This is a genomic window from Rhodospirillales bacterium (assembly GCA_028824295.1).
GTDB lineage: Bacteria > Pseudomonadota > Alphaproteobacteria > TMED109 > TMED109 > VXPW01.
The window spans coordinates 143,008-157,420 of sequence record JAPPED010000008.1 but is presented as its reverse complement, the minus strand read 5'-3'; the positions used below and the strand labels follow the sequence as shown (position 1 = coordinate 157,420).

Sequence of the window (14,413 nt, the reverse complement as noted above, 5' to 3'; positions counted from 1 at the left end):
CTACGCGGCGGCAGTACCACGTGCGTCGTAGCATCCGTTTCTTCGTGCACACGAATCACATGGCCTTCGGCCAGCGTTAAGCCGAATTCCTGCTCGATGGTTGCTTTCGGTTTCGCCAGGAGACGTTCGCGAAAGTCGCTGTCTTCGCCGGCTCTTGAGACAAGGAATTCTGCCGCGTCAACGGGATTCTTCATTGATTTGTCCCACGGTCCCGGATCCAAGGGAGTGTCGAATGCGCGTTCACGAGTCTGATACAGCCCTCCCGGCCGGTCTGCGGGATCGAATCAAGCGATCTGCCGCTTGACCAGCTCTCTGAAGACCCCGTCGGTCTCCATGAGTCCCCTGAACGAGCCGCTCTGGACAACTTTTCCGGCCTGCAACACGTAAATGCGATCCGCCTGTTCCAGCGTGGACAGGCGGTGGGCGATGACCACCCGGGTCGAGGTCAGAGCGGTCAGGTTGCGCATCACCTCGGCCTGACTTTCGTTGTCCAGCCAGTTGGTTGCCTCGTCAAACAGCATGATGCGCGGGCTGCCGATCACCGAGCGTGCGATCGTGACGCGCTGACTCTCGCCACCCGACAACACCGCCCCGCTGGTGCCGACCATGGTCATCATGCCCATGGGCATGCCCTTGATCTCGTCTTCGATTCCGGCGATTCGGACCGCTGTCCATACTTCCTCGGTGGCGACTTCCTCGTGGTGACCGACCAGGTTGTCCCAAAGATCCTGTGGATGCAGTCCGACCGACTGCGGCACGGAACCGATTTTCCGGCGCACCTGTTTCAGGTTCAGGTGCCGCAGATCACGTCCGTCGTAATACACCGCGCCCGCGGTGGGCCTGTCAATTCCAAGCGCGAGCCGGAACAGGGTGCTCTTGCCGGCGCCGGACTCGCCGGCGATCGCGACAAACGCGCCGGGCCGGACGTGAATCGTTACATCGTCGAGAATCAACGGACCATCAGGCTCGTATCGGAACGAAATGCGGTCGAACAGAATTTCGCCGCCCAATTTGTTGACCGGTTCTCCCTCGACGTCAGTTTCCGAAACCGCGGCGAGCAACGGGCGCATCTGCTTGAATGCCGGCAGCATGGCGGCAACGGTGCCGAACGACTCGCCGAGCCGGGCGATTGCCGACTGGAATGCAATGAAGACGGTGTAGACAACGAGGAAATCGCCGACCGGGACGTTCCGGTCGCTCACGATGACCACCGTGAACAGCAGCACTCCGCCGGCGAGGAAGGGGAGCGCGGCTGCAAATGCACGCGAATGCGATTCGAGCGCGCCCAGTTCCAGTTCGGCGCGCTTCTGCTCGCGATAGTCCCGCGCCCAGATGGCGTAGGCCGATCCTTCCGCGCTTTCCACTCGCAGTTTGACGATACCGCCCACGATCTGGAACAGCCGGCCGGCCACGCGGCGGGCGGCGTTGATCATGCGCCCGTGCGGTGAAATCTGGCGCAGACCTAGGGCTACGGCAACCAGCAGCGAGACCAGGCTGAAGACGAGGGTGATGATTCCCAGCGCGGAATCGTAGAAGAAGATGACACCAAAAACCGGCAGCAGAAACACGACCGACAGCAGACTGTCCGCAACGACCCCCTGCAACCCGTCGCGAAGACTTTGGAACGTCATTCCCGACATGGCCAGATCACCAGCTGGATGGCGGCGCAGAATGCCCGACGGTAGTCGCATGAGGCGGTCCCAGAAAGCAGCTTCGACCCTTGACGCCGAGCGTCCCTCCAGCCGCATCATTGCGGTGCTTTGAAGAAGGTGCAGCAGTGCGCCGAGCAGGCCGAACCCTGCCAGCGTCGCGGCCACGGCGTAGAGCAGTCCTGCGCTTCCGCCTGCCACGATGTGATTCGCCACAAATCCAAGCGCGAGCGCCGGCAGCAGTTTGATCAGCCCGCCGGGCAGCCCGGCAATCACCAGCCGCGCCAGATCCCCAGCCGATCCGTGCAGGGCAATTCTCAGCAGGTCCCCTGGTTTCACGTTCCGGGCCGGGAGCGGCCGGTAGAACATCCAGGCTTCCTTCTTGAGCGCGTCGGCCCGATCCGCCGTCACACGGACACTGCGCTTACTGACCGGGTCGATCTCCCGGTAGCGCCCAAACATTCCGGGGAGCAACGCAACGGGCTGACCGTCCCTGGCACGGAACGCCAGCAGCGCGGTGCTGTCGCCACGCCACCAGCTGCCCCCGGATTCGAATCGCACGCGCCGGGCCCGTACGCCTGATGCATCGAGGACGTCGACGAGGCAGACCGGAGAATCGGACAGTGCGGAGCGCGCTGGGATCCTGAAATCGATTCCCTGATGGCGGCCGATGATCCTCAGGGCATCCCCCAGTGCCGTGTCTTCGACATCAGCATCCCGATCGGTCGGCCGGTCGTAGATATTGAAGAGGCGCTGCCGGGCCGCCGTTTCGGCCGTGCGCCGGCTGGTGGTCCGCTCTCGTTCCAGGTTCGCGTCATCGACCACGGCCAGCCGGCGGTTGAGGCGTTCCAAGCTGAATGCGACCGCATGAAATGAGGCAAGGGCCGGCAGCAGCACCCCCTCCTGTGCCAGCGTTTCTGTCGAGTTGCCCGCGAGCGTCGCCTCGTCGAGCAAGGTGAGCCAGCTCGTCCGCGTCAGCGGTATCACCGCCTCATGGGAGCTCCCGCCATTGGCAAGTTCAGCCTGGTCGACCATATCCATGTACAGGCTGGCACCACGGGACGGTTGGGAAACCCAAACCACGCCGCGCCGGACGGATAGCGTGCACGGCGCCAGGGTCTGAGTCAGACCAGGTTCGGCCAGCGCGGTCGGACGCGGAATGTGGCTCGCAAAGCGTGAAAGGGTGTCGGTTACGGCAGTGAGCCAAGTATCGGTCTGATTGGCCAGTTCTGCTGGATCAACCTCCGACAGCAAGGCCGCCGGCAGGCGTTTCAGAAGGGTACCTGGCGATCCCTTGGCAATCAGGCTGAGCGTCGTGTCCTTCTCGTGTTCGTCTTCTTCGTCCGGAGCGACACCCGGCAGCAGCCTGCCCGTTTCGCAGCGAAGCAGATGCTGCGGTGCGGCCCGCTCCACTCCGTCCTTGAATTCGACCAGGAACAGGTTGACGGCGCCCTGATCGATGAACCAGACACTATCCGGATCGTCGAGTCGCACCGGCAGGTTGCCGGCGCAAGGCACGGACGTGCCGGAGCGAGCGGCAAGCTCGGCGATCGATGTGTGCTCCGGCCTCACGTCGCGCGTCAGCCGGACTTGACCAGCTTGTAGTACGTGGCGTCCCGGTCGGCGATCAACTCATCGTGCGTGCCGCGCTGCACTTCGACACCCTTGTCGAGCACGATGATCTCGTCGCAATCGCGTACGGTGCTCAGCCGGTGCGCCACGATCAGGCAGGTAACGCCGCGACGCCGCAAGGCATCATCGACATCTTCCTCGGTCGCTGCGTCGAGGGCACTGGTCGCCTCGTCCAGAATGAGCACGGTTGGATTCCCGACCAACGCGCGGGCGATTTCCAGCCGCTGCCGCTGGCCGCCGCTGAAATTCAACCCGCCTTCCTCGACAAGGGTCGAATAGCCCTGTGACCTGAGCAGGATTTCGTCGTGGATGGCGGCATCTCGCGTCGCGGCAATGATGACCTCATCCGGAACAGCTGGATTCCACAAGGTGATGTTGTCGCGAAGGGACGCTGAAAACAGCACGACATCCTGATCGACCATGGAAATGGACCGCCGCAACACTTCCTCGGGTATCTCATCGCGTAGATGGCCATCAAACAGGATTTCGCCTGACCAGGGCCGGCAGATACCCGAAACCAGACGCGCCAAGGTCGACTTGCCGGAGCCGCTGGGCCCCACCACGGCGACCCGCTGCCCCGGCTTGATCACGAGGTTGAAATCCTTGATCAGAGGCGGCCGGCTCTTGTTGTAACCGAAAGTGACGTTTCGTAGTTCCAAGCCGCCGGCAAGTTGGAGCCGACCGTTGAACGTCGGGATCGTCTCCGAATCCGGAACCCGGCGACTGAAAACCGGGTCTTCCGCGGTCTTCGAGATGTCTTCCAGTCGCTGCAAGTCGGTTTCCAGTGCCTGGCGTTTATCGGCGAACTCCAGGAAGCGCCCGATCGGCGCCAGGAACATTTCAGCCAAGATGTAGAACCCGACCAGCGTCCCCAGCGTCATTTCACCTGCGATCACCAGACTTGCACCGACCCCAAGGACTGCCGCGCTACGAAGCGCAGCGATCAAGCCCGGAAGCGCAGCGTTGACCGAACTCAACTCCGAGTAGAGCTGGCGCGTATGCAGTTCCCGCGCCTGCTGGCCACTCCAGCGCGAAAAAAATCGATCGTCCGATCCCGTCGTGCGCAGGTTGTCCGCATGACTCAACATTTGCATGCCGACGCCGATCAGCAAGCCCTGTTCACGCCTCATCGCCTGACTTCGAACAGCCCGGAGCGCTTGGAGGAAATGCGCCAACATCCCGTGCAGAATGGCGAGCAACAGCACGATCAGAGTCAGCAGGAAGTCATAGGCCAACATCGCGATAAGCAGCACCGCGCTCATCGCGATGTCGACGATGAGGACAAGAAACTGGTCCGTCAGGTTCTTCGCAATTCTGTCGATGGACGAAACCCGGTCCGTCAGATCGCCGACCAGTCTGTGGTCAAAGAACTCCACCGGCAACCGCAGCAGCCGCGACACTCCCCGGCTGTAGCCGACCACCGAAATTCTTACCGCAAGCCGCCTCAGGAACCGGTGCTTCAGCAGGGACAGGACGTAGACCAGGGCACCGCCGCCCAGCAAGGCCGCCACCAATCCGCCCCAAGCCCCTCGTGTTTCCAGGACATCGTCCACAAAGGCACCGAGAGCTACGGGAACAACGAGCGCCAGCACCGTCAACATGAGCGCGCAGGAAGCTACCCCGATCAGTGCTCGCCATGATCCGGCGAGCAAGGCGCCCAATTGCCTGAACAAGCCAGGCCATTCGCCTCCGGGTCGGAAATCGGCGCCACGCTTGAAGCGCAACGCGATTCCGCTGTAGCCCTTGGTGAACTCTTCGGTGGAAAGCCGGCGTCGCCCGGTGGACGGGTCGTTGAGATAATAGTAGCGGCCATCGAATCCTTCGAGGATGATGAAATGACTGAACTGCCAGAACAGGATCAGTGGTAACGGCAGCTTGGTCAGTTGCTCGGCTCGTACACTTAGTCCATTGCATTCAAGACCGTAGTGCCTCGAGGCGCGCACGATGCTCGCGGCACTGCTGCCGTCTCGGCTCACCTCGCACTTCTCGCGCAATTCCGTAAGCGGTACCCGCCGCCCGAAGTAGGCCAGAATGCTGCCGAGGCACGCGGCACCACATTCCGACGCGTGCATTTGCAGCAGGATTGGCGTGGTGACCCGTTGTTTCAACGCCTCCGATCCGGCCCTGTCGCTTGCCCCTTTGGAGGCGCGCTGCGGCATCTTATGGCCGTTCCGTTCCGAAGAGCGCGATGGGAGACTGCTTGCCGAGTTCGACGACGATCCGGCATTCGACTTCCGCCGAGGGGGCAAGATCCAGACCTTCATCGAGCGTGATCTCGATGCGGTGCACGGATACCGGCGCCACAACCTGCAGCGCCGGGAGCTGCTCGAACGCAGGCACGGCGGTGATTGCCGCAACCTCTCCGTCAAGGATGCCTGCTTCTCCACTCTTGCGGACCAGTTCTATTGCCGCCGGCATGCCAGGCTTGATGGTCGGCGCGATGTCGCTTTCCACCCACACAAGCGCCTGGACCGACCGGATGCCCTCCGGCGACTCCTGACCAGCCCCGACCATCACGCCGTCCACCGCAAGGCTGCGGGGTACGCTGCCAAAGTAGAGCCATGCCGCGAGGAGCAGCAGGAACAGGGCGATAGCGGCAACAAGGAGCCGCTCCCGCGGTGTGGAGACGGTCAGCAGCCGGTCGAGCTGTTCACGCTCTTCTTTGGCTTCGGCAACGGTATTGTGAAACGAGTCAAACGGATTACTGAACACGGCCGTGCGTAGCCACCTCACAAAGATCACGCAAGGACAAAGAATATCTCATTCCGTTGGGTTAAAGCGCTAAAAGATTATACGCAATCCCGCAGCGGGGCCGGCTCAGAAGGCCTGACATTCCCGTATTCAATCTGAAGAAGACAGCGGGCTACGATCGTGACGCGCCGTTCTCCGAGACATTCCGGTCCACCGTCGTCAACAGCGCCGGGAGCAGCGACAGGTCAGCGATGAGCGCAAAACCGATGATCATCGCGGTCAGGATACCGACCTGGGCCGTGGGGACAAATGGAGAAAACACGAATATCAGAAAACCGGCCACCAGCACGACCGTCGTCGTCATGAGCGCCCGACCGGCAGTGTCGAAGGCGTAACGCACCGCTTCATCGGGTCCCTGGCCGTATTCACGCCGCGCACGGCGGTACTTGCTGAGGAAGTGCACCGTATCGTCCACGACGATGCCCACGGTCATGGCCACCACAACCGATAGCGAGAGGCCCACCTGTCCGACCGTCAAACCCCAGACGCCAAATCCCAGTACGGCAGGGATCACGTTGGGAACGATGCTAATCAACCCCAGCCGCAGCGACCGCAATGCAACGAGGAGAATCGCGGAAATGGCAAGAAGCACGACCACGGTCCCGATCAGCATGGCGCGTATGTTGCGCTGCCCGATATAGGCAAAGAGCGCGGCGGGGCCGGTGCTGTTGACGCCAGCCACGTGCTCCGCGTTGTCCTCTAGCCAAGCCTCCGCACGGGCGTTCAGATCGAGCACATCTTGGGAATAAAGCGTCTCCGCCGATATCGTCACGCGCGTCGCTGACCGAGATCGGTCGATCTGGTTGTTCAGGTCCAAGCCCTGCGGGAGCGAGAGTTCGTACAGCAGCAGGTATTGCGCGGCCAGCTCCTGGCTCTCCGGGATCCGGTAGGCGGCAGGATCGTCGCCGTGCATGCTCTTGTTGAGCTGCCGAAAGGTGTCGGTAATGGTCGCCACGTGCCGCACGGGAGCCTGCTCTCGGTACCAGGCGGCGAAGTCAGCAACCTCGGCGAGAAACAGGGGGTCGGTGACACCGCCCTCGGACGAGGCTTCCAGCGAGTATTCGAGTAGGGTGTTGCCGCTGAGCCGCTCGTCCATGAAGTCCGTGTCTTGGCGAAACTCTACGCTCTCATCAAAGAAGTGCACCAGGACATCATTTAGCTCGTTGCGCGGAATCGCGAGGATCAACATGGGCACGATCAGCAGCCAGCCCCAAATGATGGCCTTTCGGTACCGCAGCACAAAATCCGCCAGCCGGTTCATCGTGGGTCCCGGGAGCCTTCGATCCTTCGCGGCGCGAATCGGAAGCAGCGACAGCAGGGCCGGCAGGAACGTCACGGAGAGAATGAAAGACGCGACGATGCCGAAAGCGACGAAGTTGCCGAGGTGCCGGTAGGGCGGCACTTCGGAAAAATTCATGCTCAGAAAGCCAAGCGCCGTCGTGAGGCTTGCCAGAAACACCGGATGCAGGTTGAGCCGGATCGATTCGACGATGGCATCGTGCCTGGAGTCCCCAGCGCGCAATCGCTGCTGCAAAGCCACGAGCAGGTGCACACAGTTCGCCACGACGATCATCAGGACGATGGTCGGCGCCGGCGAGATGGGCGGAGAAAAGGGCAGACCAACCCACACGCCTAGACCCAATGAAGAGAGAATCGAAAAGACGATGACCGCGCCGGTTGCCACCACCCCCGGCCAGCCACGCGTGAGGACGCCAAGGACCAAGGCCATGAGCAGGAGACTTGCAGGCAGGAACATCATCTGGCTGCTGATGGAAGCTTCCACGAACGTCTGGTTGATCATGACCGTGCCGACGACGCGCAGGTCTATGCCGGGAAAGCGTTCTTCTGCCTCGGCGGCGACCGACCTAGCGAACTCAGCGACTTCGGCGACGGCCTCCAGCAGACCATCCTCCGGAAGCTCGATCGTGACGTTCACAACGCTCACGTCACCGTTCAGCGCCAGAATGCTGCCTGCGATTCGCGGGTCGGACAACGCGACTGCACGAATTCGTTCGCGCGTTTCCGCACGGTTCAGGTCCTGCGGGTCAACGAGGTCCCGCACATACAAGTCGTCGCCATCGGCAGTGGTGTATTGAAAGTTGGCGAGCGAGTCGACGCGCCTCGAGTACGGCGTCAGCCAGGCGGCATCCGTGAGCCACGCGGCGGCCGAGAGTGCGCTTTCCGAGGTGGCGTCGCCATCGTCCGGAACTACCAGAAAGGCGACGTTCTCGTTCTTACCGTACGTATTCTCCAGCGCCTCCAGCGCCAGCAGCTGCGGATTGTCCTCGTCGAAGAAGATGCGGTAATTGGCGGAGAATTCAAGCAAGGCGATGCCGCCGGACGCGACCGCGACCGACACCAGGGTGGCCGCGATGACAAGCCAGCGGGCCGCAAGCACCCGTTCGGCAAATCGCTTCGCGAATGGTCCTCTTGCTACGCCTTGCTTGTCCACGGAATTGGAGTCACCGTTTGCGAACGATTAGGGGGCGGGCGGTGCGCCAGGCGTCATTGAATACGAAGCCCGGTAGCGAAGTGGCCAACCCGCGGCGCTGGACCCGTCTACGTTGAAAGCCGTTCAACTCACATCGCGTGCACCGAACCCGCCGAGTCGGAATCAGCGTTGATCAAGGCATCCATCATCTGCAGCCATACAGACTGGAGGTCAACTCCGGGCAAGGTATGGTCCGCTGGGACACGATGTCAACGGCTTTGCGCAGGTTCTCTAGCGGGTGGAACCGCTACGACCGGGCAAGATGGGGCGGGGCCCGATTCGCGGCACCCGTGGACACCCCCTTTGACATTCATCAAGACGCTCTCCATTTTTCGGCCCCACTTCTCCCACTCGTACCTCCGGAACCGATCCGGATCGGTGCGTCTGCCCGCCCACGTTGTCCTCGCCCATGCCTAAAGCCCCCAACGTCGTAGTTGTGGAGTCGCCTGCCAAGGCGCGAACGATCGGCAGGTATCTGGGACCGGACTACAAAGTGCATGCAAGCTACGGACATGTGAGAGATCTCGTGGCCAAGGACGGTGCCGTCCAGCCTGATGACGACTTCAGCATGCACTACGAGATACCGAACGACAGCCGCAAGCACCTCAGCAGCATCGCCAGTGACCTTGGCACCGACGGCATCCTGTTCCTGGCCACGGACCCGGACCGCGAGGGCGAAGCCATCGCCTGGCACGTGCTGACCGCGCTGCGGGAGCGACGAGGCAAGAAGCCGCGCGACTTCACCTCCTATCGGGTCACGTTCAATGAGGTCACCCGCGAAGCCATTCTCGATGCCTTCCAGGCGCCGGGTGCGATCAACATGGACCTGGTGGAGGCGCAACAGGCCCGCCGGGCACTTGACCATCTCGTGGGATTCACGCTCTCGCCGATCCTGTGGCGAAAGCTGCCCGGTGCCCGCTCGGCCGGCCGCGTTCAGTCGGTCGCCCTTAGACTGATTTGTGAACGCGAATCGGAGATCGAGGCGTTTGTTCCGCGCGAGTACTGGACGCTGGAAGTCGCCCTGACCAATCGCAGCGGCGCAGCGTTTACGGCACGGCTGGTGAGTCTGGATGGGAAGGCGCTCGGCAAGTTCGGCCTTCCCGACGAAGCCGCTGCCAGGAATGCAGCCGAACGGGTGGACGCGAGTTCCTTCACGGTCTCAACCGTCAAGAAGAAACGGGTTCTGCGCTCCCCTTCCGCCCCCTTCACGACGTCGACTCTCCAGCAGGAAGCCTCGCGCAAGCTTGGTTTTTCCGCGGCCCATACGATGCGCACGGCCCAGACCCTCTACGAAGGAGTGGCGATCGACGGGGCAAGCGCCGGTCTCATCACCTACATGCGGACCGACTCCGTGAACCTTGCCCCGACGGCAATCTCGGCAATCCGAGCGACCATCGCCCGGGAATTCGGTGAGCGGTACAGACCGGGTGCGCCCCGCAGTTACCGGAGCCGGGCCCGCAACGTGCAGGAGGCGCATGAAGCCATCCGACCGACCGACGTTGCCCGCAGCCCAGCGGTGCTCGCCAGACAGCTCACGTCCGATCAGGCCAAGCTCTACCGTTTGATCTGGAATCGCACCGTCGCCAGCCAGATGGAGAAGGCGGCAATCGACCAGACCACCGCCGACCTGCAAAACAGTGACGGCGACGTCGGTCTTCGCGCCACGGGATCGACGGTCGTCTTCGACGGTTTCCAGCGCCTCTACAGCGAAGGCCGCGATCAGCCTGAAAAAGAGGAAGACGCGGAGAACGAGGACGCTCGACGATTGCCTGCACTTGAGCAGCACGAGCCGCTGGGATCCCGTGCGGCTGAACCCAAGCAGCATTTCACCGTCCCGCCGCCGCGCTTCACCGAGGCGTCGCTGGTGCGGCGACTGGAAGAGTTGGGCGTAGGGCGTCCGTCTACGTACGTCGCGATCATTTCCGTGCTGCAGGACCGCGAATATGTGCGGTTGGAACGCAAGCGGTTCGTGCCCGAGTCTCGCGGCCGAATCGTGACCACGTTTCTCGAATGCTTTTTCGAGCGCTACGTGGAGTACGACTTCACCGCCAACCTCGAGCAGCGACTCGACGACATTTCTCGCGGCCAGGTCGACTGGAAGGAAGTCCTCAAGGACTTTTGGAGCAGTTTCAAGGAGAACGTCGACGACGTCGCCGAGATCCGCCTGCGCTCGGTGATCGACCACCTCGACGCCATCCTCGGTCCTGCCGTGTTTCCACCCGACGACAGCGGACGAGACCCGCGTCTTTGCCCGACGTGCGGCGAGGGAAGGCTGGGGCTGCGCATCGGCAAATTCGGTGCGTTCTTCGGCTGCTCCAACTACCCGGAATGCAAGTACACGCGGAACTTTGGGCTTGACGAAGACCAGCAGAACGGCGAGCCCGTAGCGCTCGGGGAATTTCAGGACCAGCTGGTGACCCTTCGAACGGGACGGTTCGGACCCTACGTCCAACTCGGCGACGAGGCCGGGAAGCACCAGAAACCGAAACGCGTCTCGCTTCCGGCCGACATCGCACCCGGCAGCGTGGACTTGGAGTGTGCGCTGCAACTGCTGGCGCTGCCGCGCGACATCGGCCTGCATCCGGAATCGGGGAAGCCCGTCCAGGCGGGGATTGGACGCTACGGGCCCTACGTCAAGCACGAAAAAGACTACCGTTCCATTCCCGCGGGCGAAAGCGTTCTCACGATCGGCATGAACCGCGCGATGGACTTGCTGGCGCAGCACAAGGGAGGTCCTCGATCGTCGCCCGGCACGGTACTGGGACCGCATCCGACCGACGGCAAGGACATCACCGTGCACGACGGCCGCTTTGGTCCGTACGTGAAACACGGGAGCCTGAATGCTTCGCTGCCGAAGGAGATCTCCAAGGGCGACGTGACCATGGAACAGGCGGTCGCGCTGCTTGCGGCCAGGGCCCAACGCAAGGCCGCCAAGAAGACCCCGGCCCGCAAACGCCGCACCACCCGGAAGTCGTGATCGCGCACCCGTCCACCGGTTCGTGAGTGGCGACGGACCCTCGGAAGAAGCGCTCCGGGCATGGATTCGCGCCCATCCCGATCGAGCGAACCTGCGCGAGCTGGCCCGCGCGTTTGATGTCCGCGACGCGGGCGGGCGCCGGCTGCTGAAGGAGATCCTTCGCCGGTCTCGCCGTGAGCAGACAGCAGCCGCCCCTCATTCCGACCCGCGCGTGGTGGTCGCGGAACTGATCAGGGTGACCCGCGACGGCGATCTCGTCGCGAAACCAAGCATCCCTTCAGCTTCAGGACCCGCCGAAATCGTCTTGGACCGAGCGGCTCTGCGGCGACGCGCCGGGCGCCAGGCCAGCAGCGTCGGCGACCGCGTACTGGTGCGTCTGGATACGGCGCATGGTTCTTCCGGTTCGGGCCAACTCGTGGCCCGCCTACCGGTGCGTCGAGAGACGTTCGTCGGGGTCATCGTGCCGAACCTCGGCGGCGGTCTTCGAGTCGAAAATTGCGCCGCGAAACCCAACACCACGCATCGATTCCAGGCCAGCGAGACCGTCGGAGTCGGCGACGTTGTCTACTGCGCGAGTCCGCGCGGAGCGGGTGGTCAAGCACAAGTCCTCGAACGAATTGGACCGCTGGACGATCCACGCTGCATCCCGGCAATGGTGGCCGCGCGCTACGAAATCCCAACCCGTTTCGATGCGGACGCGGAACAGGAGGCCGCCGCATGCGGCCCCCCCACGGATCATGGGCGAACAGATTTGACCGGGCTGCCGTTCGTCACCATCGACGGTGACGACGCCAGGGACTTTGACGACGCCGTGGTGGCGGCGGCCGGACCCGAAGGCGGGTTCCGGATCCACGTGGCCATTGCCGACGTCGCCCACTACGTGCGCCCAGGGGGCGCCCTCGATCGGGCCGCGCAAATGCGGGGCAACTCCGTCTACTTTCCGGGGCACGTCTTGCCGATGCTGCCCGCAAGCCTTTCAAACGGCTGGTGCTCGCTGGTCCCCCGCCGTGAGCGCGGCGCGATCGTGGCCGAACTGGACGTCGGGCCTCGCGGGGAACTGGTACGGGCGACATTTACCCGCGCATTGATTCGTTCGCGCGCCCGCCTCACCTACGAAGCTGTGGACGAGGCGGCGCGGCACGATGCGCCGATCTCAGGCATCGACCGTGAGGACGTAGCTGCATTGTATGGCGCCTATCGCGTTCTTCGCGCGGCCCGGGACCGACGTGGCGCCCTTGACCTCAGTTCCGCCGAACACCGCATTACGCTCGACCCGGCCACCGGAGAGCCCGACAGCATCGCGGCGGTCCGCCACCTCGACGCGCATCGCCTGATCGAAGAGTTCATGGTCCTAGCCAACACGGCGGTGGCCCGGCACCTGGCCCGACATGAGGTCCCGTTTCTCTACCGGGTCCACGGGGAGCCCCGTTCCACCAGCCTCCGGTCACTGCAGGACGACCTGCGTGCCCTCACCGGGCGATGGCGAACCATGACGGGAAGGGCAAACCCCCGACGCTTCAACGATGTCCTGGAAGGTGCGCGCGGCGCACAAAACGAAGAAGCGGTTCACATGGCAGTATTGCGGGCGCAAACCCAGGCTGAGTACAGCCCTGAAAACGTCGGTCATTTCGGGCTCGGGCTGCAGTGCTACACGCACTTCACGTCGCCGATCCGGCGGTACAGCGACCTTTCCGTGCACCGGTCGCTACTGGCCACCCTCGGACATGAGCGGCAGGCACCGGCCGGCGAGGACGAGCTCTGGGCGCTCGGCAGGGACCTCTCGTCATGCGAACGACGGGCAGTTGCCGCCGAACGCGAGGCCTGCCAGCGGTACGCCAGCCGGTTCCTGCAGCGGATGTCGGCGGCGAGCTTGCACGGCCGGATTGTCAGCGTCGAGCGCTTCGGAGCATTTGTCCGGCTCGACGAGAACGGCATCGAGGGATTGTTGCCGATGTCCGGTCTCGGAGAAGGGTACTTCCGCTTCGATGCCCGGGCCCGTCAGATCAGCAGCGAACGCACCGGAGAAACGTTCCGGCCGGGCGACGCGATCACGGTGCGTCTTGCGGATGCCGATCCGATACGGGGGCGCGTCGCCTTCCATCGCGTGCGCGAATCCAGTTCGCTCTGACTGCCGGGCACCGCACGGGTCCGGCGCCAACCGCCCGTGCAGCTCGGTTCCGGCACGCGAACAGGGCCTTTGGCCCGGCAGCCAACCCGGCCGCCCGACCTGCCGAGCGGCCGGGAACGGCCCGGGGCCGCTCGGATGAACCTACTTCCGAGGCGAATACGCTGAAGGAAGCAGAATGGTGGAGGTCATGTCCTCGATGTCCGGCACGGCCTCAGCCAGGAACGCCTTCCACTCGGGATCAGCCTGGGAACCGGCGCGCGCCTTGGCACGTTCCTCGAAACTCGAGTACGCCCAAAGGTGAATGACCTCGTTGGGGTCCGGGAACACCGTCGTCCAGAGACCCACGTTCATCGAGTACTTCTCGCGGGCCGGAAAGGCCGCCAACATGCGTTCGGCCCAGGACGCAGCGCGACCGGGCTTCAGCCGATACACCCGGAGTTCGTAGATGTTGCCGTCCGTATCGGGGGTACGGAGGTCCCGCGCCGGGCGCAGCACCCGTACCGTCTGGGTAAGGATGTGCGGTGCAACCAAGGGCACGAACTCAGTTCGCCAAGCCTCCAACTGCCCCAACTCGCCACGGAGGCGGACCAGTTCGCCGACGTCCGCATAGCTCCACAAATGCACGTACTGATTGAGGCCACCGATCTCACTTCCGAAGTGCCCCTCCAGCCGACCGTACGTGTCGCCGTTTCGGATGCGCTGACCGACGGTCCCGCTGGCCTCGATAACCTTAGGGGCCGTCCCCGGGCGGCACGTGTACATTCTGAGTTCATGAATCATCAGGG

At 63.4% G+C, this 14,413-nt stretch carries 8 protein-coding genes; 2 read left to right on the top strand and 6 right to left on the bottom strand.

The window, feature by feature from the left end; genetic code table 11:
• From OXH60_05200 to OXH60_05180, 5 genes are all read right to left on the bottom strand, one after another.
• Positions 1-194: nitrile hydratase (locus OXH60_05200; protein MDE0711514.1), on the bottom strand; the 194-nt coding region annotated here is incomplete at its 3' end.
• Positions 195-284: 90 nt separating this feature from the next.
• Positions 285-3,221 carry an ATP-binding cassette domain-containing protein gene (locus tag OXH60_05195; GenBank protein ID MDE0711513.1) on the bottom strand — a complete coding sequence of 979 codons (2,937 nt, stop codon included), beginning with the start codon at positions 3,219-3,221 and terminating at the stop codon, positions 285-287.
• 8 nt (positions 3,222-3,229) lie between these two features.
• A complete protein-coding gene (locus OXH60_05190; GenBank protein ID MDE0711512.1) occupies positions 3,230-5,440 on the bottom strand; it encodes a cysteine peptidase family C39 domain-containing protein in 2,211 nt (736 codons plus the stop codon).
• Between the two features lies 1 nt (position 5,441).
• Positions 5,442-5,993 carry a hypothetical protein gene (locus OXH60_05185; GenBank protein MDE0711511.1) on the bottom strand — a complete coding sequence of 184 codons (552 nt, stop codon included), beginning with the start codon at positions 5,991-5,993 and terminating at the stop codon, positions 5,442-5,444.
• Positions 5,994-6,144: 151 nt separating this feature from the next.
• Complete coding sequence (locus OXH60_05180; GenBank protein MDE0711510.1) at positions 6,145-8,484, bottom strand: MMPL family transporter; 2,340 nt, start codon at positions 8,482-8,484, stop codon at positions 6,145-6,147.
• Positions 8,485-8,932: 448 nt separating this feature from the next.
• On the opposite strand from OXH60_05180, the gene topA reads away from it, so the two are divergent.
• Together topA and OXH60_05170 are read left to right on the top strand one after the other, a co-directional pair.
• Positions 8,933-11,500, top strand: a complete 2,568-nt coding sequence (gene topA, locus OXH60_05175) for a type I DNA topoisomerase (GenBank protein ID MDE0711509.1) — start codon at positions 8,933-8,935, stop codon at positions 11,498-11,500.
• A gap of 22 nt (positions 11,501-11,522) precedes the next feature.
• The gene (locus OXH60_05170; GenBank protein MDE0711508.1) at positions 11,523-13,628 is read left to right on the top strand and encodes a VacB/RNase II family 3'-5' exoribonuclease; all 2,106 of its coding nucleotides are present in this window, start codon (positions 11,523-11,525) and stop codon (positions 13,626-13,628) included.
• Positions 13,629-13,769: 141 nt separating this feature from the next.
• Here OXH60_05170 and OXH60_05165 read toward each other — a convergent pair whose 3' ends face one another.
• Positions 13,770-14,408, bottom strand: coding sequence for an NIPSNAP family protein (locus OXH60_05165; protein MDE0711507.1), 639 nt, complete (start codon positions 14,406-14,408; stop codon positions 13,770-13,772).
• Between the last annotated feature and the right edge of the window lie 5 nt (positions 14,409-14,413).

Coding starts and splice junctions, on each gene's coding strand:
- topA (MDE0711509.1), top strand. CDS start 8,933: ATGCCTAAAGCCCCCAACGTCGTAGTTGTGGAGTCGCCTGCCAAGGCG.
- OXH60_05165 (MDE0711507.1), bottom strand. CDS start 14,408: ATGATTCATGAACTCAGAATGTACACGTGCCGCCCGGGGACGGCCCCT.
- OXH60_05190 (MDE0711512.1), bottom strand. CDS start 5,440: ATGCCGCAGCGCGCCTCCAAAGGGGCAAGCGACAGGGCCGGATCGGAG.